Genomic DNA, 26,827 nt, shown 5'->3' on the forward strand with positions numbered 1-26,827 from the left:
ATTCGGTTGCATGAATTTTTATACGCTCAGTATCCTTTTTAACCTGACTCGTTTTATTATAAGAAAGCAGGGAAAAACAACAGGTTCACTTCGGTTTTGCCGCTGTTTCTCAACGGAAAAGTCGACAACAAATGAATAATTTGTGCGCTAATGAACAGCTGCGGGAGAAAACATGATGGACGATCTGGAGCAGAATTTGCTGTTTCGCTACATGGGGACTCACAGCCCGTGGTGGCGCTTATCAGCTGACAGCAACGCTCTGCACCTTTCCACCAGCGAAAATGCCGATGTCACTCAGGTCGTGGCGCTGGACGATGAACAGGCCGATCTCATCCGTCATTTAACCGTTATTACCTCCAGCATTTCCATGTCGCTCTCCCTGTACGGAGAAGATGTCCCGGTGCATCTTGTGGGTCGTAAAATTACCCGTAACGAGTGGGCCGGAACCGCTTCCGCCTGGAACGATACGCCCTCCGTGGCACGCGATCTGGCTCAAGGGCTCTCTTTTGCGGAACAGGTTGTCTCTGAGGCCAACTCCGTCATTGTTATTCTCGATCGGCACGGCAATATCCAGCGTTTTAACCGGCTTAGCGAAGAGTATACCGGCCTGAAAGAGCAAGAAGTGATTGGCCAGAACGTGTTTAAGCTGTTTATGAGCCGCAGCGAAGCGGCCGCTTCAAAGCGCAATATTACCGGTTTTTTTCGCAACGGCAGCTCCTACGAAGTCGAACGCTGGATCAAAACGCGTAAAGGGCAGCGGCTGTTTCTGTTCAGAAACAAATTCGTTCACAGCGGCAGCGGTAAAAATGAAATTTTCCTTATCTGTTCCGGGACAGATATTACCGAGGAACGCCGCGCTCAGGAGCGGCTGCGCGTGCTGGCCAATACCGATACCATCACCGGCTTGCCAAACCGCAATGCGATCCACGATCTGATTTCTGACGCCATCGTCAACCGCGGCGACACGCAGGTAGGCGTGGTGTATCTCGATCTGGATAACTTTAAAAAGGTCAACGACGCTTACGGGCATATGTTTGGCGATCAGCTGTTACAGGCTGTCGCCCTCGCCATTTTGAGCTGTCTGGATGAGGAACAGGTGCTGGCGCGACTGGGCGGTGATGAGTTTATCGTCATGGCCACCAATACCTCACAGGGCTCTCTGGAGGCGATGGCGTCGCGCATTTTAACCCGTCTGCGCCAGCCGTTCCGAATCGGTCTGATTGAGATTTATACCGGCTGCTCTCTGGGTATCGCCCTCGCCCCGCAGCATGGTAGCGACCGGGAAAGCGTCATTCGTAACGCCGATACCGCCATGTACACCGCCAAAGAGAACGGCCGGGGCAAGTTCTGCGTCTTCTCACCCGAGATGAACCAGCGCGTATTTGAGTATCTCTGGCTCGATACCAACCTGCGTAAAGCACTGGATAACGATCAGCTTCTAATCCACTATCAGCCCAAAATAACCTGGCGTGGGGAAGTCAGAAGTCTTGAAGCACTGGTCCGCTGGCAATCACCAGAACGCGGTCTGATCCCGCCGCTGGAATTTATCTCTTATGCCGAGGAGTCGGGGCTGATTGTGCCGCTTGGGCGCTGGGTGATGCTCGATGTGGTTCGCCAGGTGGCAAAATGGCGCGATAAGGGAATTAACCTGCGCGTGGCGGTGAACGTCTCTGCACGACAGCTGGCCGACCAGACTATCTTCAGCGACTTAAAGCAGGCGCTGAAGGATCTGAATTTTGAATACTGCCCGGTCGACGTCGAGTTGACCGAAAGCTGTCTTATCGAGAACGAAGAGCTGGCGCTCTCCGTGATCCAGCAGTTCAGCAGACTCGGGGCGCAAATTCATCTGGATGATTTTGGCACCGGCTACTCTTCTCTTTCGCAGCTCGCCCGCTTCCCTATCGACGCCATTAAACTCGATCAATCCTTTGTCAGGGACATTCATAAGCAGTCTATTTCCCAGTCACTGGTGCGCGCTATTGTCGCCGTGGCGCAGGCGTTAAATCTGCAGGTAATTGCCGAAGGTGTGGAAAATGCAAAAGAAGACGCCTTTCTGACCAAGAACGGCGTCAACGAGCGGCAGGGTTTTCTGTTTGCTAAGCCGATGCCCGCTGCCGCATTCGAGCGGTGGCTAAAACGATATCAAGCGCGAAATCAACGTTAACTGGCTTTACGCAGACCCGCCGCGTGATGGCGGTTTTGCAGCGTGACCAGGCGCTCCATGTAGGCGATATCTTTCGGCTCCAGGCAGAAAGCAGCATCCACCCAGTCTTCCGTGATGTCCATCAGTTCACTGCGGGGCAATTGCAGAACGCGGGTACGGGCGCGCAGCATCGCCCTTACGCCGTTCAGTTTTGGCCGGAGCGTATCGATGAAGGTTCGGGTGGAGACATAGCTTTGTCCGGGTTCAAACAGGACTTCCACCAGCCCGTGCTGCTCGTACCATTCAGCCGTATGGGATTCCCCTTTGTAGATGAGTTCCTCCGCCAGCTTCATGCCTGAACGGCGTGCAACCAGGGAATATCCTCCCATACCCGGAAACAGGTTGAAGGCTATCTCCGGGAAACCTAAACGGGCATCGCGCTGAGCCAGGACGAAATGGTGCGCCAGAGCGGCCTCAAAACCACCTCCTAACGCACTGCCCTCGACCATTGCCAGAGTGATGGCTCCCGTATCAAACCCTCGTGAGGCCGCATGGACGCAATCAACGCAGGCGCGCGCGTACGCCCGCAACGCTTCCCGACGTCCGTTCTGAATGCACTCGACGAAGAACTGTAAGTCACCGCCCACATTGTACATCTCCGGAACCAGCGATCCGGTTACCCAAAAATCAACCGCAAAGCCAGACTGGCGAACCAGCCATGAAAAGTTCATGATCTCCTCAATTAACGCATGGTTAAAGCAAGGTCGCGGCTGAGCCCGCAGCATCATCCAGACGGTGTGACGCTCCGCCTCGTAATAACCCGACAGCTGCGTGAACCGTTCAGTGTCGGTAAAAAGTGTACAGGTAGGCTGATTGATAACTGTCATAGTCTAATTCCTCTTATAAAAAAGCGCGTTGCGCGCAGTTTTAGACTAATCCACTCATTAAGCCTGCTACATGAGGGGGAATAAATTTATCACTTACGTTTATGTAATTTAGTTATTGCATTTTTTCCCTTCTCTTTTGACCCTAATTTCTGCATCATTGAAAATATTAACTTTTCGCGCCTGGAGTGAGATTATGTCGACTATTGACGCACAAGCTGTAGCACAACGAATTGATACCGTGCTGGATATCCTGGTGGCAGGCGATTATCACTCTGCTATCCGTAATCTCGAGATCCTGAAGTCTGAACTTCTCGCTCAGAATGGCGCTGACAATACGCCTGAAAACGGACAGCCAAAAGCGCCGTGGGAAGTTTAACCCCACCGTCTCCGACCTCGTTTCGCTTTATTAAATGGATGCTATGAATTCCCGACAACAACTCATTTTGCAGATGGTCATCGATCAGGGACGCGTAAGCGTAGTCGATCTCGCTAAAACCACTGGCGTTTCTGAAGTCACCATCCGTCAGGATCTTAATCTGCTGGAAAAACAGAGCTACCTGCGTCGCGCGCACGGATATGCTGTCCCTCTGGACAGTGATGACGTTGAGACGCGCATGATGAACAACTACGCGCTCAAACGTGAACTGGCTGAATTTGCCGCGTCCCTGGTGAACAACGGCGAGACCGTCTTTATTGAAAACGGCAGCAGTAATGCCCTTCTGGCGCGCACGCTTGCCGATCAAAAAGACGTGACCATCATCACCGTCAGCAGCTATATCGCGCATTTGCTCAAAGAGACGCGCTGCGAGGTGATACTGCTCGGCGGAATTTACCAGAAAAAAAGCGAAAGCATGGTAGGCCCGCTGACCCGTCAGTACGTCCAGCAGGTTCATTTCAGCAAGGCCTTTATTGGGATTGACGGCTGGCAGCCGGAGACAGGTTTTACCGGCCGGGATATGATGCGCTCCGACGTGGTGAATGCCGTGCTGGAAAAAGAGTGTGAAGCCATTGTGCTCACAGACAGCTCTAAATTTGGCGCCGTTCACCCTTACACGATGGGCCCCGTTTCACGCTTTAGCCGTGTGATTACCGACGAGCGGTTGAGCGACGCGCACCGTAATAAACTGGAAGACAGTGGTCTGATCGTCAATATTATTAAAACCAGCGCCTGACTCCCCTCCGCGCCCGAACTTCGGGCGCATACGCCCTTCTTTCTCTGAGATGATTCTTAACCCTGCTTTAAGAGTTTTTACCTGTTTAACCTGCATTAAAGTCGTAAAATTACTGTTAGCGATATAACAGGAAGTGACTATCACCTGCGTGATGAAGTAACGCCTGCGCGACCAGCTTTCACGGGAAAAAGAATTAAGTATTCGATTCGTCTATACTTAATGCGTACATCTTTCCGTGAATCGATAATTCAGGAGAAAGTATTATGACCTTAACCAGCAAAAAATTAGCCGCCGCTGTTCTGGCAATCACTGTAGCAATGTCCCTGAGCGCGTGCTCTAACTGGTCTAAACGCGACCGTAACACCGCTATTGGTGCCGGTGCCGGTGCTCTCGGTGGTGCAGTATTAACGGATGGTAGTACGCTGGGTACATTAGGTGGCGCTGCTGTCGGTGGTATTATCGGTCACCAGGTTGGCAAATAATAATTATCCAAGCCTTCCCCGGTAATGCGATATTTAAACGCATTTCAGGTCTGACATACGCACGTATATAACACGAGCCACGGCATTTGCCGTGGCTCATTTATTTTAGCCGCCTGCCAGTTTGACTTTCATACCTTTGGCTTCCAGCAGAGATTTAATTAAATCACGTTTATCACCCTGGATTTCAATAATGCCGTCTTTCACGGCACCGCCGCAGCCACATTTCTTTTTCAGTTCGGCTGCCAGCGCTGTCAGTTCAGCATCATCAAGGTCAATGCCGGAGATAAGACAAACCCCTTTTCCTTTTCGTCCACTGGTCTGGCGCTGGATCCGAACAATGCCGTCCCCCTTTGGACGTTCCACTTTCGCTTTCGGTTCGTCAATACGCCCGCTATCGGTTGAATAGACCAGGCGGCTGTTGGAATCGGTCATTACGCCCCCTTCTTCAGCGATGCGTTAATAGCCTTAAGCGTCTCAGCCGGGTTTGCAGACTGCGTCACCGGACGCCCAATGACCATGTAGTCAACGCCTGCAGCCAGCGCCTGCTCAGGCGTCATAATGCGGCGCTGATCGCCCACGTCGCTGCCTGCAGGACGGATACCCGGCGTGACGAGTTTAAAATCCTTGCCCAGCGCTGATTTGAAACGTACCGCTTCCTGCGCGGAGCAGACGACGCCATCCAGGCCGCAATGCTGAGTCTGACGCGCGAGACGTTCGGCATGCTCCGCGGGTGACAACGTCACACCCAGGTCGCGTAAGTCATTTTCGTCCATACTGGTCAGCACGGTGACCGCAATCAGCAACGGTGCATCTTTACCGAACGGCAGGAGCGCCTCACGGGCAGCGGTCATCATTCTTGCCCCACCCGACGCGTGGACATTAACCATCCATACGCCCAACTCTGCGGCTGCGGCAACGGCGTGCGCCGTGGTATTCGGGATATCATGGAATTTCAGATCGAGGAAAACGTCAAAGCCGCGCTGCTGCAGATCGCGAACGATTTGCGGTCCAAACAGCGTGAACATCTCTTTGCCAACTTTCAGACGGCAGTCGCGAGGGTCAATGCCGTCGACAAACGCCAGTGCAGCGTCACGCTTATTGTAATCAAGCGCAACAACAACAGGAGAATCCGTAATTACTCGGGAAGTGGAGGATGTAACAGACGTCATGACCAGCCCTTTTCGTCTATGGGCGCGCAGCGGCGCGGAACAGATAAACGGCCAGCATTCTACCTGCCGTCGTCGCAAATTGACAGAATCCATTTATTTCCCTGACAGGCCAGCAAACCGCACGGTGTTGAGAAAGCGTTAAAAGCCACCAGTATGTTGTAACTAAAATAAAGGCTTTTAAAAAATTACTGCCCGTCCAGGCCACGGATTGGCTTGATAGTGGACCAGGCGCGGCAGGAAGGACAGTGCCAGTAGAGCGTATACGCGGTAAAACCACACTTCTGACAACGATAGCGTGGCTTGCTGCGCACCTGCTCGCCAACCATGTCGCGCAGCACCATCAGGCTCTCTTTGGCGCGCCCTTCTTCCGCGTCGTTAAGGTGGTAATCCATCAGCTTATGGAAGACCCGCATGGTCGGATGACGCTGCAGCTGACGCGTAATGTAAACCTGCGCGGTGTCGCTTCCCTCATACTTCTCAACGACGTCTGAGAGCATCAGTTCAGCGGTGGCGCCGGTGTTCTCTTCCACGCAGCGACGCAGGAATGCTACCCACTCTTCCTGCTTATCCAGCTGCTGATAGCAGGTTTGCAGCATTTCCAGCGTTTCACTGACCAGCTCTTTGTCCTGGTCGATCACCCGCAGCAGGCTTTCAACGGCTTTGGCGTAGTCGCCATTCGCCATAAAGACGCGCCCCATCATGATGGAGATTCGCGCGCTGTTGCGGTCCGCGGCGGCACCTTTCTTCAGTAACGCCATGGCTTTGTCCATGTCGTCATTGCCCATCTGCTGAAGCGCAAGCTCACAGTAGAAATGGGCTATCTCAACGCGCTGCTTATCTTTCCCCAGCTTCACCAGACGTTCAGCCGTATCAATGGCTTTCTGCCAGTCGCTGGTGGCCTGATAAATCTGCAGGAGCTGCTGCAGCGCTCCGATGCGGAACTCTGTTTCATCCACCAGCTGGGAGAACATATCTTCAGCACGATCGTACAACCCCGCGGCCATGTAATCCCGCCCCAGCTGTTGCACTGCAAGTAGACGTTGATCGTAGGTCAGAGAGGCGCTTTCCATCAGCGTCTGGTGAATACGAATGGCGCGGTCAACCTCGCCGCGCGAGCGGAACAGGTTTCCAAGGGTGAGATGCGCTTCAACCGTCCCGGTATCCTCTTTCAGCATATCGAGGAACAGGTCTACCGCTTTGTCCTGCTGATTGCTCAGGAGGAAGTTTACCCCCGCAACGTAGTCGCGGGAGAGCCGATTGGCCTCATCCTGTTTTGTTTGTTGCGCACTTCTGCGGCCCATATACCAGCCATAGGCTGCGGCTACAGGCAAAAGCAGAAACAACAACTCCAGCATAGTCGATTATTCCTTCACGACCGGCACGCCAGAGCTTTCCGGGATGTCAGACGCAGGGGCAATGTTATTTTCAAGTCGCTTAATTTTACGTTCAGCGCGCGCAAGCGAAACACGGACTTTCAGCCAGAACAGACCGCAAACCAGCCAGCCAATGGCAAAGCCGGCAGCAAATAAGACCGCCAGCAGGCTCGAGACGCGATACTCACCCTGAGCCAGCAGATAGTTAAACGTCACCTGCTGATCGTTTTGTGCACCCAACGTGACTGAAATGACAAAAATCGCCAATACCAGTAAGAAAATGAGTAAATATTTCACATTACTTCCCGTTATGTGGTTCAAGCGAATAAAGTGTGTTCAATTCACCGCAATCAGCCTTATAAACTACCATTTTAGCGACGAGCGCGAAACGGAAAAAGTGACGCGCAGGTCATGGATCTATGGGCAAAATACGGAATATCAACCGTCAGGCGTCGGTTTGGTCCCTTTCGGCTATTTCTGCTTTCTCTTCTGGCGGTGGCGTTAGCGGGCCGCAGAATCGTTCAGTGAGCCAGGTCGCCAGCACGATCAGCAACCATGAGATGAGCGTGGCGACGACCAGGTCGCGCGGCCAGTGCATCCCCAGCAGCAAGCGGCTTCCCATAACCCCCGTCGCCCAGACCAGTAAAATCGCGATCGTAATCGTTCGACGCCTAGGCCAAAGCAGCCCAACCCCCAGCAACGCCCAGCTGGCCGCAAACATGGTGTGACCCGAAGGAAACGCGAACCCCGTCTCTTTCTGCCAGTGTTTACGCAAGAATTTCGGGATATCCTGCTGTTCCGCAAGCTGTTCTTTTACCAGCGCGCCACGATCTTTACGCTTTAAATTGTAGAACTCATCCACCGGAACATGATGGGTTTTTTCCAGCCAGACGACAAAAGGACGCGGCTCCTGAACGCGATCTTTCACCCAGGACTTCACCCCCTGACCGACAATGATAGCGCCACCGAGGATAGCAAAGAGCATCAGTGCCGCGCGCAGGCGAAAGCGCAGGCACCACAGAAACCAGGCGCACAGGAGTACGTGGGTAATTATTCCCCACGGCTGGGTGACCGTTTCCGTTATCCAGTATAAGGTTTTCAGCCACATGGCATTATGCCCGGGCTGCCACATCCAGCCTGAAAGCCATACGGTCAGAGGCATAATCAGTAAAATGGCCGCACCTGCTGCCGTACGTCTGGCGATTGAAAGCATGTCTTCTCCTTTTTCGCTAAGCGTCACAATCATAACTGAAATTAATCCTTTGGGTGGATATGTCGGATCGTGCGTTTAACGTTCATATAGCATGGTGCCCATTAGGCGAACCTGCTGAGCTTGTGGCAAAATGAACTGATACAGAAAGCAAAACAGGGCAAACGCACGAAACGTGTCAGCCTACTCTGGAGAATCACATGCAGCTTAAACGTGTGGCAGAAGCCAAACTGCCAACCCCCTGGGGCGATTTCCTGATGGTGGGTTTTGAAGAACTGGCAACCGGACAGGATCATGTCGCGCTGGTGTATGGCGACATTTCAGGGCAGACGCCGGTTCTGTCCCGCGTCCATTCAGAGTGTCTCACCGGCGACGCGCTGTTCAGCCTGCGCTGTGATTGTGGTTTCCAGCTGGAAGCCGCCCTGTCTCATATTGCAGAAGAAGGCCGCGGCGTGCTGCTTTATCACCGTCAGGAAGGTCGTAATATAGGCCTGCTAAATAAAATTCGCGCCTACGCGCTTCAGGATCAGGGCTACGATACGGTTGAAGCAAACCATCAGCTCGGCTTTGCCGCTGACGAACGCGACTTCACCTTGTGCGCCGATATGTTCAAGCTGCTGGGCGTGGACGAAGTTCGCCTGCTGACCAATAACCCGAAAAAAGTGGAGATCCTGACCGAAGCGGGGATCAACATCGTCGAGCGTGTACCGCTGATTGTCGGCCGTAACCCGAAAAACGCCCACTACCTTGATACCAAAGCCGCCAAAATGGGCCATCTGCTGAAAGAGTGATGCTAAAAAGCCCGGCACGCGTGCCGGGCTCGTATCATCAATCCAGCATCTTACGAATCACATAATGTAAAATGCCGTCGTTCTGGTAATAGGTCAGCTCGGTTGCCGTATCTATACGGCACCGGCAATCCAGCACCTCGGTTTTCCCGTCTGCACGGGTTAACTTCACCGGCACCGTTTTACCCGGCTGCAGGCTTTGCAGACCGCTAATCTCAATCAGCTCTTCCCCGGTCAGGCCCAGCGTTTTACGCGTCACGCCCTGCGGGAACTCAAGCGGCAGGATCCCCATACCGATCAGATTCGAACGGTGAATACGTTCGAACGATTCGGCGATGACCACGCGAACGCCAAGCAGACGCGGACCTTTCGCCGCCCAGTCGCGGCTGGAGCCGGAACCGTACTCTTTCCCGGCGATCACCGCCAGCGGCGTACCTTCCTGCTGATATTTGACCGCCGCATCATAAATCGACACGACTTCCGTCCCCGGCAGATGACGGGTCATGCCCCCTTCCACGCCTGGTACCATTTCGTTACGAATGCGGATGTTGGCAAAGGTCCCGCGCATCATCACCTCATGGTTGCCGCGACGCGATCCGTAGGAGTTAAAATCGCGACGCTCGACGCCCCGGCTCTGCAGGTAATGGCCCGCCGGGCTATCGGCTTTGATACTCCCCGCAGGAGAGATATGGTCCGTCGTCACGGAATCTCCCAGCATCGCCAGGATGCGCGCGCCGTGGATATCCTTAAGCGGTGCCGGCTCGGCCAGCATCTCATCAAAGAATGGCGACAGACGAATATAGGTCGAGTCATCCTGCCAGCCATAGGTATCCGAACCTGCAATGTTGATGGCTTTCCATTCCGGCGTGCCTTCAAAGACTTCCGCGTATTCTTTACGGAACATCTCGGTAGAAACCTTCTCAACGGCCAGCGCGATTTCACGCGATGATGGCCAAATATCTTTCAGGTAGACAGGGTCATTCTTGCGATCGTGACCAATCGGATCGGTCGCCAGGTTGATATTCATGTTCCCTGCCAGGGCATATGCCACAACCAGCGGCGGCGAGGCGAGCCAGTTGGTTTTCACCAGCGGGTGAATACGCCCTTCAAAGTTTCGGTTACCGGACAGGACCGCGCCTACCGTCAGGTCACCCTGCTTGATCGCCGTTTCAATGGGTTCAGGCAGCGGGCCGGAGTTACCAATACAGGTCGTACAGCCGTAGCCCACGAGGTTAAAGCCCAGTTCGTCAAGGTACGGCGTCAGTTTGGCCTGCGCCAGGTAATCCGATACCACTTTGGAACCCGGTGCCAGCGAGGCCTTGACCCATGGCTGAGGTTTTAGCCCAAGCTCTACCGCCTTTTTAGCCAACAAACCAGCCGCCATTAACACGCTTGGGTTCGAAGTGTTGGTGCAAGAGGTAATGGCTGCAATAACTACCGCGCCATCCGGGAGCTGATACTGATGTCCGTTCAGAACATAGTCTACGGGGCGATGGTCTTTCTGCGCCACGTTCACCTCCAGCGCATTGCTGGCGGCAAAGGCTTTTGGCACGTCACTCAGCGCAACCCGATCCTGCGGACGTTTCGGCCCGGCGAGGCTCGCCTCGACGCTTCCCATATCGAGTTCTAGCGTACTGGTGAAGACCGGTTCATCACCCGGGTTTCGCCACATGCCCTGCGCTTTGGTATAGGCCTCCACCAGCGCGACCTGCTCTTCGCTGCGCCCGCTAAGGCGCATGTATTCCAGCGTGACATCATCAATGGGGAAAAAGCCACAGGTTGCACCGTATTCCGGCGCCATATTGGCAATGGTGGCACGGTCGGCCAGCGGCAGCGAATCCAGACCATCACCGTAGAATTCTACAAACTTGCCCACCACACCATGCTTACGCAGCATCTGAGTGACGGTGAGCACCAGATCGGTGGCGGTAATGCCTTCAGACAGCTTGCCGGTGAGCTTGAAGCCCACCACATCAGGAATAAGCATGGACACCGGCTGGCCGAGCATGGCCGCTTCTGCTTCGATACCGCCGACGCCCCAGCCCAACACGCCCAGACCGTTAATCATAGTGGTATGGGAGTCCGTGCCCACCAGCGTGTCCGGATAGGCGACCCACTCTTTATCCTGCAACTCACTCCAGACGGCTTTCCCCAGATATTCAAGGTTAACCTGGTGACAAATCCCGGTACCCGGCGGGACCACGCTGAACCGGCTGAACGCCTGCTGTCCCCACTTCAGGAATACATACCGCTCGTGGTTACGTTCCATCTCGAGACGCACGTTCTCGCCAAAGGCGTCATCATCGCCAAAGCGGTCAACGGTTACGGAGTGGTCAATGACAAGGTCAACAGGTGAAAGCGGATTCACTTTTGCCGTATCTCCGCCGAGACGCTTAACGGCCTCGCGCATCGCGGCTAAATCAACGACGGCAGGGACACCGGTAAAGTCCTGCATCAGCACCCTGGCCGGGCGATAGGCGATTTCTCTGTCGGCATGGGCATTTTCAAGCCACCCTGCCAGCGCCTTGATATCATCGAGGGTGACAGAGTCACCGTCCTGCCAGCGCAAAAGATTTTCCAGTAAAACTTTCAATGACTTGGGTAAACGCGAAATGTCCCCAAGCGTTCTGGCAGCCAGCGGCAGGCTGTAGTAATGCCAGGTTTTATTTTCTGCCTGTAATGTGTCCTTACTGGCTTCGCGTAGGGTTAACGACATAAGCTCCTCCTTAATCACAGAGATGCCCCGACAATCATCAGGGCCGTAATTAAAGATAACACAAAGATGTCGTAACGTTTTGATAACAACCCAAATTGATAAATTTAGGATTGGTCCCGAACGGGAAAACAAAAAACCCCGCCGTAGCGAGGTTTTACAATTTAGTGGAGGGCCAACCAGATGAGCTGACTCCAGAACAGAATCGACACGGTAAAAACGCCGATCCATGACCAGTATTTGTGAGACGTCATGTTATTCATCATAGGGACACCAGGCATTATTTATAAAAAGTTCCGAGGTTTGTCCTCAGTGCTATATTGCTGATGTGTATTTATTAAAGAGTACAAAAGTGCAGAGTCGATATTCAGACTATTTGCATCATTACGCAATAAACTAAATTATTGTTTTTTGGGTTCGTCTTCTGCGAACACATCAATAAACGCCTGCTGCTGCGGCGTCAGTTTCCAGGACGCGGGTACAACAGTCGCAGGTGCTTTACGCCCTCTGTGGCCGTTGTCACGATGCTGACACATCTGTTTTACCGTTTCTGTACGTACCGTCACTGCCATATTCAACCCCAATATTTCCAGGCCAGGAGAGCAACCACCACCCAAAACAGGGTAGAGACGAGAAAGACCGCCAGCCAGGCTTTACGCTTGAGCGCAGGATCCCTTTGCGGTTCTTCACTTCCTGAAGGCATTGCTAACCTCATACAATCGACATCGCTTATCATTTAGGACCAAACAATTGGTACAATTAATCATCTGTTGAGATAAATCCTAAAGAAACTTTAGCCGAAAAGCCAGTGAATTTACGCACCGGAAGGTATGAAATATTCATTCTTTTGACCAGAAATAAATAATTGAAAAGAAAAATTTGCGAAGGCGTTAATTAGTTTCTACTTTTGTCGTCAATTCGCGACATTATAACCTTACTGATTAAATGGATAATGACATTATATGACAGGGGATACGCAGATGATGATAATTCTAATTTAGCTTTGAGGCGTTATTTCGGTATCTTTCCCTTAGGGAAAGATACCGGGTGTGATTATTTTTCGGGGAGTTTGATGTCTTTAAACATCTCTTCAATATCTTCATTTGTGCGTAATGCAACGGCGGTATCAACAACGTCACGCGTTAAATGAGGGGCAAAGCGCTGAATAAAATCATACATATAGCTGCGCAGGAAGGTGCTACGACGGAAGCCAATCTTAGTGGTGCTATGACTGAAAACATCGTGCGCATCAAGACGCACCAGGTCAGGGTCTGACACCGGGTCCACCGCCATGCTGGCAATAACACCCACCCCCAGACCAAGCCGCACATAGGTCTTAATCACGTCGGCATCCGTCGCGGTAAAGACAATGCGCGGCGTTAACCCTGCCCGGTTAAAGGCCGTATCAAGCTCGGAGCGTCCGGTAAAGCCAAACGTATACGTCACCAGGGGATATTGGGCCAGCTCTTCGATAGTGACCGACCCTTTACCTGCCAGTGGGTGATCGGGGGTCACCACGATAGAACGGTTCCAGTGGTAGCACGGGAGCATCACCAGATCGTCATAGAGGTGAAGCGCTTCGGTGGCGATGGCAAAGTCTGCATTCCCCTTGGAAACGGCTTCAGCGATTTGTGTTGGCGACCCCTGGTGCATATGCAAAGAGACGCGAGGATAACGCTCTATAAAGCCTTTGATGACGCCGGGTAACGCATAGCGCGCCTGAGTATGCGTCGTGGCAATATACAGCGAGCCTTTATCCGGCCAGGTATGCTCCCCCGCCACAGACTTGATCGCATCGACTTTAGAGAGAACTTCCCGCGCAATGCGGATGATTTCCTGCCCCGCAGGCGTCACCTGGGTAAGATGCTTACCGCTGCGGGCAAATATCTGGATACCTAGTTCATCCTCCAGCATACGAACTTGTTTGCTGATGCCCGGTTGCGAGGTATACAACCCCTCGGCGGTAGAAGAGACGTTAAGGTTATGATTCACCACCTCAACGATATAACGAAGCTGCTGTAATTTCATGCCAGACCATCCGATTTAGCGCATGCGGTCAATCGCTTAAGACGATTTAATAATAAGAAACAGGTTAACTATAACCACTATATCATTTATAGCCTGACTGTATAGTACGGAACAAAAAATAATAACAAGGCAATAAAAAAGGGCCGGAAATCCGGCCCTTTCACAGGTAAGTTACGGTTAGGGAAGATTATTTCTTGCCTTCAACCCATTTGCCATCGACAAAGAAGGCTGACCATCCGGTCGCTTTACCCTCTTTCTCTGCCGCAACATACTGCTGCTTGGTTTTACGGCTAAACCGCACCACGGTTTTGTTGCCTTCCGGATCCTGCTGTGGCGCATCGGCCAGATAGCGCAGTTTCTCAGGCAGACGATCGCGGAAGCGATGCAGCTCTTCCACCAGCGGCGCGCGCGTTTCACGCGATTTCGGGAAGGTGTTGGCGGCGAGGAAGACACCCGCAGCGCCGTCGCGCAGCACGAAGTACGCGTCGGATTTCTCACAAGGCAGCTCTGGCAGCGGAACCGGATCTTCCTTCGGCGGAGCCACTTCACCGTTACGCAGAATTTTGCGCGTGTTTTTACACTCGTCGTTGGTACACGCCATGTACTTACCGAAGCGCCCCATTTTCAGGTGCATTTCAGAACCGCACTTCTCGCACTCAACGATCGGGCCATCATAGCCCTTAATGCGGAACTCACCTTCTTCGATCTCATATCCGTCGCAGGTCGGGTTATTACCGCAGACGTGCAGTTTACGCTTAGGATCGATCAGGTAGCTGTCCATCGCCGTGCCGCATTTCTGACAGCGACGCTTGGCGCGCAGCGCGTTGGTTTCTGCATCGTCACCTTCCAGCACGTTGAGCACTTCGTTCTCAGGCACCAGGTTGATGGTGGTTTTGCAGCGCTCTTTTGGCGACAGCGCGTAGCCGGAGCAGCCAAGGAAGACGCCCGTGGTTGCGGTGCGGATCCCCATCTTGCGGCCGCAGGTTGGGCAGTCGATGCTGGTCAGAACCATCTGGTTAGGCAGCATGCCGCCCTCTTCAGGATCTTTCTCCGCTTTTTCAAGCTGGTCGGTAAAGTCGCTGAAGAAGCTGTCGAGTACCTTTTTCCATTCCGCCTGATGGCTGGCAACCTGGTCGAGGCTGTCTTCCATTTGCGCGGTGAAATCGTAGTTCATCAACTCGCGGAAGTTAGCTTCCAGACGGTCGGTGACGATCTCACCCATTTTTTCCGCATAGAAACGGCGGTTTTCAACGCGCACGTAGCCACGGTCCTGAATCGTCGAAATGATGGACGCGTAGGTCGAAGGACGACCAATACCGCGTTTTTCCAGCTCTTTCACCAGGGACGCTTCACTGAAGCGCGCAGGCGGCTTGGTGAAGTGCTGGGCAGGCACGAGGTCAACCAGCGAGAGTGCATCCCCTTTGTTCACTGCCGGCAGCGTTCGGTCTTCATCGCCTTTACGCAGCGCAGGCATCACTTTCGTCCAGCCGTCAAAACGCAGGATACGACCGCGAGCTTTAAGACGGAACTCACCCGCGCCTACGGTCAGCGTGGTGGAGTCGTACTGCGCTGGCGTCATCTGGCACGCCACGAACTGGCGCCAGATCAGCTGATACAGCTTCTGCGCGTCGGCTTCCATATCCTTCAGCGATTCAGCCAGGACAGAGACATCAGAAGGACGAATCGCTTCGTGCGCTTCCTGAGAGTTCTCTTTGCTGGCAAACTGGTTAGCGCTCTCCGGCAGGTATTTCTTACCGAAGTTGTCGCTGATGTAGCCACGCACCATATTGACCGCGTCCTGGCTCAGGTTGGTCGAGTCGGTACGCATGTAGGTGATGTAGCCCGCTTCATACAGACGCTGGGCCATCATCATGGTCTTCTTCACGCCATAACCCAGACGCGTGCTTGCAGCCTGTTGCAGGGTGGAGGTGATAAACGGCGCACCAGGCTTACTGCTGGTCGGTTTGTCTTCACGTTCCAGCACCTGATAGCGTGCCTTTTCAAGCAGCGCCACGGCGGCCATGGTCTGGTCGCGGTTTTCTGGACGGAAAGGCTTATCGTTCTGATGGCTTACCTGCAGCGGCAGAGCGTCACCGCCCGGCGTGGTCACATTGGCGTCAACTTCCCAGAACTCTTCCGGGACGAAGGCTTTAATCTCGCGCTCACGCTCAACGACCAGACGCACGGCGACGGATTGCACACGCCCTGCGGACAGGCCACGGGCAATCTTCTTCCACAGCAGTGGAGAAACCATGTAGCCCACAACGCGGTCCATAAAGCGACGTGCCTGCTGGGCGTTTACACGGTCAATATTCAGTTCGCCCGGCTTCTCAAACGCCTGACGAATCGCATTCTTCGTAATTTCGTTAAACACTACACGGCTGTAGCGTTTGTCATCACCACCAATCACTTCCCGCAGGTGCCACGCAATGGCTTCCCCTTCGCGGTCAAGGTCGGTTGCGAGATAGATGTGGTCTGCTTTTTCAGCAAGCTGCTTCAGCTCGTTAACGACTTTTTCTTTCCCTGGAAGCACTTCATATTGTGCATCCCAGTTATGCCATGGGTTAACACCCATGCGGTTGACAAGCGCGCTACGTTCATCCTTTTTAGGCTTTTTAGCCCCTTTGGTGGAGGTAGAGTCTGCGCTCTTTTTGCTGGCTGAGCCACTGGTCGGCAAATCGCGGATATGACCAACGCTGGACTTAACCACGTAGTCATTACCCAGATACTTATTGATCGTTTTGGCTTTTGCCGGGGACTCAACGATGACGAGAGCTTTACCCATATTCACCTTTACCTAATTTAATTCTTCCAGGAATACGCCGCACGTTGATTTCCCTTCCGCTGACGACGAGCCAATGATATTGCGACTGCGTCAGGAGATATCAACCCCTTTGTCTTACCGGGCGTTAAAGAAAAGACGCCCAGGTGATTGAGTTCTCGGGTATTTTTCTCACATCTCGTGTAATTCGTGACGAATTCCCGGTTGAATGTCAAGCAATTCTGTTGCCAGAATGACGAAAGCGCACACTCTACCTGATAAAATTCGTTACGCAACTTTATTAGCATGCAAAAGCAAATCCCGCCAGCCAGGCCCCTGCAGCTTATCCCCTCACATTACAGGGAAAATTTGCCCCCAAAGCGCCCCCGGCGTAGACTATTGTCACTGTTTAAGGAGTGGATTATGCAGAATACGACCCAACCTATTGACCGAGCCTCTCTGCTTATCGAAGCAAACAAGCTTATCCGTGACCATGAAGATACGCTGGCGGGTATTGAAGCCACCGGCGTAGAACAGCGTAATGGGGTGCTGGTTTTCAGCGGCGAATACTTCCTTGACGAACAGGGGTTGCCGACCCCGAAAAGCACCGCCGTGTTTAACATGTTTAAATATCTGGCGCATACGCTTTCAGAGAAATATCACCTGGTCGATTAATGCAAAACGCGAGGCATGTGCCTCGCGTTTTTGTTTACAACAGGGGTTTTTGTCCGCGCTGTAGCCAGCGCAGCAGCAGGCGGTCCGCGCTTTCTGCCGCACTGTTGGTAAAGCGGTCAAGGAGTCGCTTGCGCTGGGTAAAGCGTACCCCCACCAGTTCCCGGCCTTCCATCAGGTTGAGCAGCAGATCGTCGCTGGTTCCGACTTCATCTACCAGCCCTTTCTCCTGCGCCTGGACGCCATACCAGTGCTCGCCCGTCGCAACCTGCTCAATGTCCAGCGTCGGGCGCATACGGTGTACAAAATCTTTAAAGAGATGATGCGTTTCGTTGAGATCCTCACGGAATTTTTGACGCCCTTCCTCCGTGTTTTCCCCCAGCAGCGTCAGGGTGCGTTTGTACTGACCCGCCGTGTGAAGTTCGATATCAATCTCTTTGTTTTTCAGGAAGCGGTTAAAGTTCGGGATCTGTGCGACCACGCCGATCGAGCCGATAATGGAGAACGGCGCGGCAACAATTTTGTCCGCCACGCAGGCCATCATGTAGCCACCGCTCGCTGCCACTTTATCCACGGCCACGGTCAGCGGGATCTGTTTTTCACGCAGGCGCTGCAGCTGTGAGGCGGCCAGCCCGTAACCGTGAACCACCCCGCCCGGGCTTTCAAGGCGCACGACAACCTGATCCTGCGGTGTCGCCACGGCCAGAACGGCAGTTACCTCCTCCCGCAGAGAAGAAACCTCATGCGCATCCATACTGCCTTTAAAATCGAGCACATAGACCCGTGGCGTGGCCTTATCCTGCGGCGCATTGAGTTTTGCTTTTGCTTTTGCCGCTTTAGCTTCCTGTTTATGCTTTTTCTTCTGCGCTTTCAGCCAGAGTTTCTGTTGATGACTATCAAGCAGCGCCAGAGACATATCATCCTGCATCTCTTTATACTGCTCGCTCAGGCGGGTGATGCGTAACTCCCCACGCTGACGCTTGCGCTGCGTCAGGTTGACAATCAGAACGGCAACTACCGCAATGGCAACCACCACCGTCGCGATTTTGGCCAAAAACAACCCATATTGAGAAAGTAATTCCACGCGTCCCACCTTGATTTAACCACGAATCTTTCACGGCAGTGTACAACAGCCCTGCCCATGCGTCTCGCTCGTGACATTACCTCTGCGAGCCGCCTTCAGGAATCCCCGGGCTGGTCTTTAAATATTTGCAAATTGTTAATTTTACTGTAATGCGTCCTGTAGACTGATTGAATTATCAGGCGAATTCGGGCATAAAGCCGAAAAGTCATCATAAAGGCGCCATTGCGTTACCGGTCGCCTGAGGAGTCACCGTGCATTATCAACCGCAAAAAAATCTGCTGCAAAACCGGATTATTCTTGTCACCGGTGCCAGCGACGGGATTGGTCGCGAGGCGGCCCTGACATATGCCGAATATGGCGCGAACGTCATTCTGATTGGGCGCAACGAAGAAAAACTGAAAAGCGTCGCTCAGGAGATTGAGTCGGTATCTGGTACGCCAGCCCCGTGGTATACCCTCGATTTACTGACCTGCACGCCCGCAGTGTGCCAGGAATTAGCCCTGCGCATTAGCGCTCACTATCCGAGACTCGACGGCGTACTTCATAACGCCGGCTTGTTAGGTGAAGTGCGTCCGATGGATGAACAGGATCCTGATATCTGGCAGCAGGTGATGCAGGTCAACGTCAACGGCACGTTTTTCCTTACGCAGGCATTGCTTCCTTTATTACTCAAATCCGAGTCAGGGTCTCTGGTCTTTACCTCTTCCAGCGTTGGTCGTGAAGGACGTGCAAACTGGGGAGCCTATGCCGTATCCAAATTCGCGACCGAAGGCATGATGCAGGTACTGGCGGAGGAGTATCAAAGTCGCCATCTGCGCGTAAACTGCATTAACCCGGGCGGTACGCGCACCAAAATGCGCGCCAGCGCGTTCCCGAGCGAAGATCCGCAGAAGCTGAAAACCCCGGCAGACATTATGCCGCTCTATCTCTGGCTGATGGGCGACGACAGCCGCCGCAAAACCGGGATGACCTTCGACGCCCAGCCGGGCCGTAAACCAGGAATTTCGCAATGAGTGAAGAACGTCATCAGCAGCGCCAGCAGCGTCTGAAAGAACAGGTCGATGCGCGCGTCGCGGCAGCACAGGACGAGCGAGGGATAGTCATCGTCTTTACCGGCAATGGCAAAGGCAAAACCACCGCCGCGTTTGGCACCGCTACCCGCGCCGTCGGCCACGGGCAGAAGGTCGGCGTTATCCAGTTTATTAAAGGTGAGTGGCCTAACGGCGAGCGTAATCTGCTTGAGCCCCACGGGGTTGAGTTTCAGGTGATGGCGACCGGATTTACGTGGGACACCCAGAATCGTGAAACCGACACCGCCGCCTGTCTGGCCGTCTGGGAGCACGCTAAAAGAATGCTGGCCGATCCTTCACTCAATATGGTTCTGCTGGATGAGATCACCTATATGGTCGCCTACGACTATTTGCCGCTGGAAGACGTGCTTAATGCACTGAAAGACCGTCCCGCCCATCAGACGGTCATCATCACGGGCCGCGGGTGTCATCGGGATATTCTGGAGCTGGCAGATACCGTCAGCGAGCTGCGTCCGGTTAAACATGCGTTTGATGCGGGCATCAAAGCGCAAATTGGGATTGATTACTAAAGAAAAAAGCCCGGTGTCTTCACCGGGCTTTTACATTAACCGTTGTTATTACGGCTGCCAGAGCGGCGGTTGCTGCTCACCTGGCTGTGACGCTTCACCGCACGGCGAATCTGGTTCGCCTTCATGCGGCGACGATCTTTTTCCACCGCCACTTTAGAGGTGGTTTCCGGCGTCAGGCCGACCAGCTCGCGCAGGTAGTTGGTCTGGGTCAGATCCAGTTCGGTATATCCCCCACGCGGCAGGCCTTTTGGCAGCAGGATGTCGCCGTAACGGACACGGATCAGGCGGCTAACCTGCACGCCTACCGCTTCCCAGAGACGACGCACCTCGCGGTTGCGGCCTTCGGTCAGGGTCACGTTGTACCACTGGTTGATGCCTTCCCCACCGGTAAATTTGATGGTTTTGAACGCCGCAGGACCGTCTTCCAGCTGAACGCCACGCGACAGGTCGCGCAGTTTATTCTCGTCAACCTGGCCGAACACACGCACGGCGTATTCACGTTCCACTTCACGGCTTGGGTGCATCAGACGGTTTGCCAGTTCACCATCGGTGGTAAACAGCAGCAGACCGCAGGTATTCACGTCCAGACGACCAACGGCAATCCAGCGAGCGCCACGCAGTTTAGGCAGACGGTCAAACACCGTCGGGCGACCTTCCGGGTCATTGCGGGTACACAGCTCGCCTTCCGGCTTATAATAAGCCAGCACGCGGCAGATCTGCTCAGCGGACTCTTTCACGGAGATAAGATGACCGTCGATACGGATCTTCAGCCCCGGTACGATTTCTACGCGGTCACCCAGCGTGGCGATTTTACCGTCCACACTCACGCGGCCCGCTTCAATAATGGCTTCGATTTCACGGCGTGAACCGTGGCCGGCACGCGCCAGCACTTTCTGTAACTTCTCGCTCATTGAGCTTCCTCAGGTGTCGCCTTCACAGGCGTCGAACAGGCACTAACAAATCTATATAAATCAATGCGTTAGCATATTTTACTGAATGCCATTATACGCGATGTTCACCACGTTGTAACCTACTTTGTTGTACAGCGTGTTCACCACTTAAAACTTTGCCTATGATTAAGTTTTAAACAAAAAAAGGGGCGTAACCGTCACGATCAGACCGTCCGAACAGTGCAAATACACCAGGACATTCGAGGAGGATCAACTCCCTCTTTACTGCTTGTAACGAATTTCAGTTTCACTTAAGTCTAATACTTGTTGCGCATGTGGTTATTGTTTGTAAAATGACCACGATGATTGTTTCCATAACAAGTAGAGGGACTTATGCAGCAATACACCAACGAGATCATGCCTGAACTCCGGGAATCCTCTTCACAGCCACCCTATGACGAGGAGCTTTTGTCACTTTGCGACGACAAAACCCGGAAAGAACTTGAAGAAATAAATGAACAGTATTTAAGCCGCCCGTTAGCTCACATTTTCCGGTTTGCAGTCGTTGGAAGTCTGACCCGTCGCGGCGGGGTCATTCGCCACGCTTCAGGCAGTGCGACTACAGGAGGGCTACAAGTTGCTCGGGTTGGTGACAAGGTTGTATATGCTGATGGCAGCGAGGCCACTATTATTTCCGGTGCTGGCAAGGCCCGAATCATGCAGGGCGCATCCGCTGCACTCGTTGGCAGTATGCTTGATAATGGCGACGAAATAATCTCAACACCACAATCCAGAAGCAGGCTGGTATTCCGTGAAGGTGACACACTCCCGGAAGGATTCCTGACCATGCCAGAGAGTAAGCACTAATGGGAGTCAAAGGTTACTTTCTGTTTAGAGGTGATAAGACTGTTTGCGGCGGAAAAATCCTTGAAGGATGTACCGATCATCAGTTTTTCGATAAAGACATGGCTTGCGAAGGTCATAAAGTGACCTGCGGCAAACATCCTGGATATTACCGTATTTGCGGCGGGCTTGAAGACGACATACATGGTAAAAGGATAGCCGGAACGCTACACAGCTTTAGCTCCTGCCCATGCAAATCGAAATTTGTTCCATCAAACTGGGATGATGATTATGAGCTTGGTGGAGAACCAACAGTAACGCACATCGATCTATCTCATCTCGTCGCGATGCCTGTGCTTCCGGGACCTATTGCAGATCCTAAAACTGATAACTTTGCTGACACCTGCAAGCCAGAAAATAACCCGCTATTGAACGGCGTTTACCTCTGGACTGAAACCACGGACGCAGGACATGCGTTCGTTTCCGTACATCAAGACAATTCGATTTATCTCTATACCTATGGTCGCTACGGCAGAACGGGCCCAGGGAATTTAACTGGTGATGGAATTTTAAACTTTCTGCAAGGTGAAGATGCGAGGGTTTACTATAGAGCAGAGTTGTACCGGATGGGCGCAAGAGCGTTTCGAATAGATGATGCTGATCCGACGAAAACAAGGCAGTTCTTTGAAGATCTTTGGAATAAGGGTGAACCAGCGATTCGCACATCGGAAATGAAAGAAACAACCCAACGCAGAGGCCGCACAATTGATGAGTACGATGTAACAGGAAACAACTGTACCACTCACTCTGTCGAAGGGATTAAGTTTGCTGGTTCAAGGGTATTCGAGCACAACTACACATCTACTACGACGCAGATTCCTATAGAATCCGAAGAAGATTTCACAATCCCTGTCTCATTGCAACGTTATCTTGAGTCAAAAAGTTCTGACTTCTCATCAATGACAGTTGTTGAAATGACAGGCGAGTTTAAAAAAATGTATCCCAACAAGGATAATTTGCCGCGATACCAAGAGTCGCCAAAGGGTAAAGTTCAGCACATTGCAGCCGAAGCAGCGGCTACAGGCGATTCATTATCACAGTATTCCAGCGGTACTTTTGGCGGTGTATTAGGTGGATCTTATGACGTTGACGAATAGGACTAAAACCATTCTCCGATGGGGAGGGATTTGCATTGTCAGCGTAGGTTACTTCCTCGGACTGTTTGTAGCCTCGCAAGCATTCGCGGTTTTCTCTGAAAATCAGACTCTTGTCTCAAATCCTGTTCCATTGAAAGAGTATTACCAAGCGGTTGATTCACTTGGTCAAGCTACAAGCGGTGTTTTTGATGCAGCAATTTATGGTTTCGTGATCAGTGTACCTCTGATCCTACTTATCTTCAAAAAGGTGAGATGACCGCCAAAGGCTGGACTCCACCAGCCTTATTTCCCGTTGGTGAGGTAGTTTTACCAACTTATGCAATCAACCACCTGAAGTAAGTCTCTCAACGGTGGCCTATGCGTGTACCTTGCGGTGATACCTAACGATTGAGTTCTGGAGTGTCCGACGCAGAACTGCACCATTACGGGCAAGACTTTTGTCATTGCCTCTGAAATGAAAGTGTGACGAAGAGCATGGATCACCCTCTTCTGTCCAAACTCATTAAACTTTTGTATGTTGCAATGAGCCATAATGCTGTTCCATTCAAGCCCGATCTGTTCATAGGTCGGCAAATCACCGAAAACAGGATCGGAAGATTTGAGCGATTTAATACGCGCTAAAAGTAACTTTTCTAAGACTGCGTTTAGTGGTATCTGCCGTACAGCCTGATCAGTTTTGCCGCCGTCAATGAAAATATACCTGCGCCGCGTTTCCTCATCTTTTCGAATGTGCTCTTTGCGGATAGCAGCGATTTCGCCCCGGCGTGCTCCGGTATATATCAGAGTCAGAAAATAATCACGTCGCCAATCGGCGCAAGTGTTCAGATGCTTTACAAGGCGCTGCATCTCAGGTTTAGAGTAAGAGCCGCCCTTGTTTTCCGTTACCTCGTATTTGATACCTTCTGTCGGGGCTTTCTCTAAATTGTCCTTTTCATCTTTCAGGAAGTCTTTGAAGAATGAGGAGTAAATCTTGAGATGCTTTTTGACGTTGGCGCTGCTCATCAAATCCTCTTCCGGCACATCAAAATCAATGCACTCTATAAGCGTCATTTCGCAGTAAGGCTTTCTATTTCGACGAGGAAGATTTTCAATAACGGTAATAGTTTGCCGTAGGTGCTGCTTCGTGATCGCTCCGACAGGAAGATCACCGATAACATGCATCAACACATCATAGAAACGCTGGTTTTCGTTGGCGACAGTCGCCGCCCAGCCCTTTCCTTTCTCAGTGGTAAACATTTTCCATGCAACAGAGAGCAGAGGCGTAGCGTTACTTTCAGGCTCAACAGTTGGCACTACAACCTGTTTAGTTACTGGATTCTTCAACCGTTCGGCTTCTGTTAGCTTAGATTGCATCTCATCGACCAAAGTGCGATATCGAACAAGATCACCAGAATAGAAAGCATCGTAGGCTTGCTGGAGCATAGCCTGATGTAAATCAATCTGCCCCGCCACCTCGTAAGCCTGTTCTACATCACTTTGGTCAAAGGAAACCTTCTTCTTAAACAAAGTGGCAAGTAGCATTCGCGCTGTTGAATCATCGCCGCTGTACACCCTATTCAGATGAACATCCGCGCGGCCTTTCGCCTCAGTCACACTGGTAGTCGGAGAGATCGCAGCATCAGAATCAATCTGGCGCTGGAGCCGTCCAAGTTCAGGCATTCGTTTAGCCTCATCAACGCCCATCCGCAACCAATCCAACAGATAAGTATCGAAATCGCGCTGAGTGGCCTCTCTGAAACCGTCAATGTGCATTTTGAACTGTTCGACGGACAGCGAACAATTTTGAACAAAGGGGATGTAAGCACTTAGACGTGACATTGTAACCTCGACCGCTTGCAATGAATCTGTGCCGAGGCTACGACGGAAAAATGTTCCGTCGGGAAGTCGAAAGTTGATGTAGTAGACGTTACCGCGCTTCGTCGTGAATCGAGGATGTCTGTTGTACACTCTGTTCCTCATTGCGTTGACCCTTTTGTTTTACATATCATAAGGTTAACGCCAACGCTTTGATTTAACATGGAAATTTAGCGCCTTCACAGGCGTCGAATCAGGTCAAAAGAGGGCCGAGCCCTGCTTTGATGGCCGCGTAGTATATCTGCTTATACCATTACAAGAAAGGCTTTACGTCACCCACGCCTTCTCGAATCACTTCCGGCGCATCTTCGGTTAAGTCGATCACGGTGGTCGGCTGCTGGCCGAGATAGCCGCCGTGAATAATTAGCTCGACCACCTTTTCCAGACGATCTTTGATCTCTTCCGGATCGGACTCGGTAAACTCGCTGCCGGGCAGCATCAGCGAGGTAGACAGCATCGGTTCGCCGAGGGTTTCCAGCAGCGCCTGCGCTATCGGGTTCGACGGCACGCGCATACCGATAGTCTTACGCTTTTCCTGCAGCAGGCGGCGCGGCACCTCTTTCGTCCCTTTCAGGATGAAGGTGTAGTTGCCCGGCGTATTGTTCTTGATCAGGCGAAACGCCACGTTATCGACGTAAGCATAGGTCGACAGCTCAGAAAGATCGCGGCACATCAGGGTAAAGTTATGGCCGTCCGGCAGCTGGCGAATACGGCAAATACGCTCCATTGCCCCTTTGTCTTCAATTTTGCAGCCCAGCGCGTATCCTGAATCGGTCGGGTAGACAATCACGCCGCCTTTGCGGACGATCTCCACCGCCTGGTTAATCAAACGTGGCTGCGGGTTATCCGGATGGATATAGAAAAACTGACTCATACTTCCCTCTCTTCAATTTGCTGCGGCTGTTCCCAGAGCTGCCAGACCGGCTCAACGCCAGCGGGCAGCCAGAGCTTGCGCCCCAGTTCGATCCAGGCGCAGGGCTGGTGGAAATCAGAACCCTGTGAGCCAAGCAGGCCGAACTGGCGGGCATAGGTCGCGAGCTGCGCGCGCTCGTTGGGGGCCTGCTGGCACTGGGCGACTTCCATCGCCTCGCCACCGCGTTCGGCAAAGTGCGCAAGCAGCCTTTTCAGCCATTTAGCAGAAAGATTATACCGTCCCGGATGGGCCAGCACGGCCTTACCGCCAGAATGATGAATCACATCAATAGCTTGTTTTATTGTACACCACTGTGGCGGAACGTATCCGGTTTTCCCTCGCGCCAGATACTTTTTAAAGACGTCCGCCATGGTCGTCGCTTTACCCGCCTCTACGAGAAAACGGGCGAAATGACCGCGCGTGACCGCCCCGCCGTTCGCCAGCTTTTGGGCACCTTCCAGCGCGCCCGGAATATGTGCCTTTTCCAGACGCTCGCCGATCATCTCTGCGCGCTGGTTGCGGCGCGTTTTTTGTTCTTGCAAAAAGGCAGTAAGTGCCGGATGGTCTATATCGATGTTCAGGCCAACGATATGAATCTCATGGTTTTCCCAGACGGTCGAAATTTCGACGCCGGACACCAGATTGAGCGCCAGCCCGCTGCGGGCGATCTCGGCGCGCGCCGCCGGTATTGCATCCGTCGTATCGTGATCGGTTATCGCCAGCGTACCGACGCGCATTTCAACGGCACGATGAACCAGGGCTTCGGGTGTCAACAGGCCATCAGAGGCCTGAGTATGGCTGTGTAAATCATAAATAATAGCGTAGGTGGTATCGCTCAAAGCACTTCCCATAACAGGTTGGAGACATCCGAAAACGCCATGATACCGACTTATATCGAAATTCTGAAATCAAGGGTTGACAACACGCCATCGAACTAGTTAACTAGTACGCAAGTTCACACGAGAAAGGTATCTGAAAATGACAGCGCATTTCACTCTGCACGGTTGGTGGCGTACTTCCTGATCTTCGGGCAGTGTCACGCGTCTGCGAAATGCAAACAGATACCCAGCCCGCTTCCAAGCGGGCTT

28 protein-coding genes and 1 other annotated feature (1 of these 29 cut by a window edge) are annotated in these 26,827 nt (G+C 52.6%); of the genes, 11 read left to right on the plus strand and 17 right to left on the minus strand.

The window, feature by feature from the left end; translation table 11 throughout:
* Window positions 1–172: 172 nt before the first annotated feature.
* A complete protein-coding gene (gene pdeR / locus FOY93_RS12455; protein WP_111965957.1) occupies window positions 173–2,164 on the plus strand; it encodes a cyclic di-GMP phosphodiesterase in 1,992 nt (663 codons plus the stop codon).
* Here pdeR and FOY93_RS12460 read toward each other — a convergent pair.
* Window positions 2,161–3,030 carry a crotonase/enoyl-CoA hydratase family protein gene (locus tag FOY93_RS12460; protein ID WP_115875424.1) on the minus strand — a complete coding sequence of 290 codons (870 nt, stop codon included), beginning with the start codon at window positions 3,028–3,030 and terminating at the stop codon, window positions 2,161–2,163. The genes pdeR and FOY93_RS12460 overlap by 4 nt on opposite strands.
* Before the next feature lie 193 nt (window positions 3,031–3,223).
* Here FOY93_RS12460 and FOY93_RS12465 point away from each other — a divergent pair, with 193 nt between their 5' ends.
* The 3 genes from FOY93_RS12465 to osmB all read left to right on the plus strand — a co-directional run bounded on the left by FOY93_RS12465 (window position 3,224) and on the right by osmB (window position 4,684).
* A complete protein-coding gene (locus tag FOY93_RS12465) occupies window positions 3,224–3,406 on the plus strand; it encodes a YciZ family protein (protein ID WP_111965955.1) in 183 nt (60 codons plus the stop codon).
* A 43-nt stretch (window positions 3,407–3,449) separates the two neighbouring features.
* On the plus strand, window positions 3,450–4,202 hold the full coding sequence (gene yciT / locus FOY93_RS12470) for a DNA-binding transcriptional regulator YciT (protein ID WP_115875425.1): 753 nt from the start codon (window positions 3,450–3,452) through the stop codon (window positions 4,200–4,202).
* A gap of 263 nt (window positions 4,203–4,465) precedes the next feature.
* Entirely contained in the window at window positions 4,466–4,684 is a 219-nt protein-coding gene (osmB, locus tag FOY93_RS12475; protein WP_008501216.1) for an osmotically-inducible lipoprotein OsmB, read from the plus strand.
* Between the two features lie 105 nt (window positions 4,685–4,789).
* On the opposite strand, the gene yciH is transcribed toward osmB, so the two are convergent.
* The 5 genes from yciH to pgpB form a co-directional block, all read right to left on the minus strand.
* Window positions 4,790–5,116, minus strand: coding sequence for a stress response translation initiation inhibitor YciH (yciH, locus tag FOY93_RS12480; RefSeq protein ID WP_115875427.1), 327 nt, complete (start codon window positions 5,114–5,116; stop codon window positions 4,790–4,792).
* Window positions 5,116–5,853: an orotidine-5'-phosphate decarboxylase gene (gene pyrF / locus FOY93_RS12485; RefSeq protein ID WP_143345726.1), complete on the minus strand. Its 738-nt coding sequence runs from the start codon at window positions 5,851–5,853 to the stop codon at window positions 5,116–5,118. Before pyrF ends, yciH begins: the two co-directional genes overlap by 1 nt.
* Window positions 5,854–6,038: 185 nt before the next feature.
* Window positions 6,039–7,208, minus strand: coding sequence for a lipopolysaccharide assembly protein LapB (gene lapB, locus FOY93_RS12490; RefSeq protein WP_115875429.1), 1,170 nt, complete (start codon window positions 7,206–7,208; stop codon window positions 6,039–6,041).
* A gap of 6 nt (window positions 7,209–7,214) precedes the next feature.
* Complete coding sequence (locus FOY93_RS12495; protein WP_023312067.1) at window positions 7,215–7,523, minus strand: LapA family protein; 309 nt, start codon at window positions 7,521–7,523, stop codon at window positions 7,215–7,217.
* Between the two features lie 148 nt (window positions 7,524–7,671).
* Complete coding sequence (gene pgpB, locus FOY93_RS12500) at window positions 7,672–8,439, minus strand: phosphatidylglycerophosphatase B (protein WP_133294571.1); 768 nt, start codon at window positions 8,437–8,439, stop codon at window positions 7,672–7,674.
* A gap of 197 nt (window positions 8,440–8,636) precedes the next feature.
* On the opposite strand from pgpB, the gene ribA reads away from it, so the two are divergent.
* Window positions 8,637–9,227 carry a GTP cyclohydrolase II gene (ribA, locus tag FOY93_RS12505; RefSeq protein ID WP_008501210.1) on the plus strand — a complete coding sequence of 197 codons (591 nt, stop codon included), beginning with the start codon at window positions 8,637–8,639 and terminating at the stop codon, window positions 9,225–9,227.
* Window positions 9,228–9,264: 37 nt separating this feature from the next.
* On the opposite strand, the gene acnA is transcribed toward ribA, so the two are convergent.
* The 6 genes from acnA to topA all read right to left on the minus strand — a co-directional run bounded on the left by acnA (window position 9,265) and on the right by topA (window position 16,750).
* Window positions 9,265–11,940: an aconitate hydratase AcnA gene (acnA, locus tag FOY93_RS12510; RefSeq protein WP_143345207.1), complete on the minus strand. Its 2,676-nt coding sequence runs from the start codon at window positions 11,938–11,940 to the stop codon at window positions 9,265–9,267.
* 161 nt (window positions 11,941–12,101) lie between these two features.
* Entirely contained in the window at window positions 12,102–12,200 is a 99-nt protein-coding gene (ymiC, locus tag FOY93_RS23725) for a small membrane protein YmiC (protein WP_032623144.1), read from the minus strand.
* Between the two features lie 138 nt (window positions 12,201–12,338).
* Complete coding sequence (locus tag FOY93_RS23535; protein ID WP_032656727.1) at window positions 12,339–12,509, minus strand: hypothetical protein; 171 nt, start codon at window positions 12,507–12,509, stop codon at window positions 12,339–12,341.
* Window positions 12,510–12,511: 2 nt separating this feature from the next.
* A complete protein-coding gene (locus tag FOY93_RS12515; protein WP_213327741.1) occupies window positions 12,512–12,652 on the minus strand; it encodes a YmiA family putative membrane protein in 141 nt (46 codons plus the stop codon).
* Between the two features lie 338 nt (window positions 12,653–12,990).
* Window positions 12,991–13,965, minus strand: a complete 975-nt coding sequence (gene cysB, locus FOY93_RS12520) for an HTH-type transcriptional regulator CysB (RefSeq protein WP_143345208.1) — start codon at window positions 13,963–13,965, stop codon at window positions 12,991–12,993.
* A gap of 187 nt (window positions 13,966–14,152) precedes the next feature.
* The gene (topA, locus tag FOY93_RS12525) at window positions 14,153–16,750 is read right to left on the minus strand and encodes a type I DNA topoisomerase (protein ID WP_143345209.1); all 2,598 of its coding nucleotides are present in this window, start codon (window positions 16,748–16,750) and stop codon (window positions 14,153–14,155) included.
* A 399-nt stretch (window positions 16,751–17,149) separates the two neighbouring features.
* Here topA and FOY93_RS12530 point away from each other — a divergent pair, with 399 nt between their 5' ends.
* Window positions 17,150–17,401, plus strand: coding sequence for a YciN family protein (locus FOY93_RS12530; RefSeq protein WP_003856804.1), 252 nt, complete (start codon window positions 17,150–17,152; stop codon window positions 17,399–17,401).
* Between the two features lie 34 nt (window positions 17,402–17,435).
* Here FOY93_RS12530 and sohB read toward each other — a convergent pair whose 3' ends face one another.
* On the minus strand, window positions 17,436–18,482 hold the full coding sequence (gene sohB / locus FOY93_RS12535) for a protease SohB (RefSeq protein ID WP_133294574.1): 1,047 nt from the start codon (window positions 18,480–18,482) through the stop codon (window positions 17,436–17,438).
* Between the two features lie 251 nt (window positions 18,483–18,733).
* Between sohB and FOY93_RS12540 the strand changes: the two genes are divergently transcribed.
* The gene (locus tag FOY93_RS12540; protein WP_136194978.1) at window positions 18,734–19,495 is read left to right on the plus strand and encodes a YciK family oxidoreductase; all 762 of its coding nucleotides are present in this window, start codon (window positions 18,734–18,736) and stop codon (window positions 19,493–19,495) included.
* On the plus strand, window positions 19,492–20,082 hold the full coding sequence (cobO, locus tag FOY93_RS12545; RefSeq protein ID WP_045908891.1) for a cob(I)yrinic acid a,c-diamide adenosyltransferase: 591 nt from the start codon (window positions 19,492–19,494) through the stop codon (window positions 20,080–20,082). The genes FOY93_RS12540 and cobO overlap by 4 nt, the downstream gene beginning before the upstream one ends.
* Window positions 20,083–20,117: 35 nt before the next feature.
* On the opposite strand, the gene rluB is transcribed toward cobO, so the two are convergent.
* Window positions 20,118–20,993 (minus strand): 23S rRNA pseudouridine(2605) synthase RluB, encoded by an 876-nt coding sequence (rluB, locus tag FOY93_RS12550; RefSeq protein ID WP_008502809.1) that lies wholly within the window; start codon window positions 20,991–20,993, stop codon window positions 20,118–20,120.
* Between the two features lie 372 nt (window positions 20,994–21,365).
* On the opposite strand from rluB, the gene FOY93_RS12555 reads away from it, so the two are divergent.
* Both FOY93_RS12555 and FOY93_RS12560 read left to right on the plus strand, forming a co-directional pair.
* Complete coding sequence (locus FOY93_RS12555; protein WP_133294577.1) at window positions 21,366–21,839, plus strand: PAAR domain-containing protein; 474 nt, start codon at window positions 21,366–21,368, stop codon at window positions 21,837–21,839.
* On the plus strand, window positions 21,839–22,972 hold the full coding sequence (locus FOY93_RS12560) for a PAAR domain-containing protein (protein WP_133294578.1): 1,134 nt from the start codon (window positions 21,839–21,841) through the stop codon (window positions 22,970–22,972). Before FOY93_RS12555 ends, FOY93_RS12560 begins: the two co-directional genes overlap by 1 nt.
* 306 nt (window positions 22,973–23,278) lie before the next feature.
* Here FOY93_RS12560 and FOY93_RS12570 read toward each other — a convergent pair whose 3' ends face one another.
* From FOY93_RS12570 to rnm, 3 genes are all read right to left on the minus strand, one after another.
* Window positions 23,279–24,919 carry a tyrosine-type recombinase/integrase gene (locus FOY93_RS12570; protein WP_232057345.1) on the minus strand — a complete coding sequence of 547 codons (1,641 nt, stop codon included), beginning with the start codon at window positions 24,917–24,919 and terminating at the stop codon, window positions 23,279–23,281.
* A 160-nt stretch (window positions 24,920–25,079) separates the two neighbouring features.
* A complete protein-coding gene (locus FOY93_RS12575) occupies window positions 25,080–25,700 on the minus strand; it encodes an L-threonylcarbamoyladenylate synthase (protein ID WP_143345211.1) in 621 nt (206 codons plus the stop codon).
* Window positions 25,697–26,578: an RNase RNM gene (gene rnm / locus FOY93_RS12580; protein WP_143345212.1), complete on the minus strand. Its 882-nt coding sequence runs from the start codon at window positions 26,576–26,578 to the stop codon at window positions 25,697–25,699. The genes FOY93_RS12575 and rnm overlap by 4 nt, the downstream gene beginning before the upstream one ends.
* Before the next feature lie 139 nt (window positions 26,579–26,717).
* Here rnm and trpL point away from each other — a divergent pair, with 139 nt between their 5' ends.
* Window positions 26,718–26,762, plus strand: a complete 45-nt coding sequence (gene trpL, locus FOY93_RS24060; RefSeq protein WP_106993556.1) for a trp operon leader peptide — start codon at window positions 26,718–26,720, stop codon at window positions 26,760–26,762.
* Window positions 26,739–26,827 (plus strand) — a sequence feature (Trp leader region) (it continues 6 nt past the right edge of the window). (Overlaps the previous gene by 24 nt.)

The sequence above is a fragment of the Enterobacter sp. 18A13 genome, from assembly GCF_007035975.1.
Lineage (GTDB): Bacteria > Pseudomonadota > Gammaproteobacteria > Enterobacterales > Enterobacteriaceae > Enterobacter > Enterobacter vonholyi.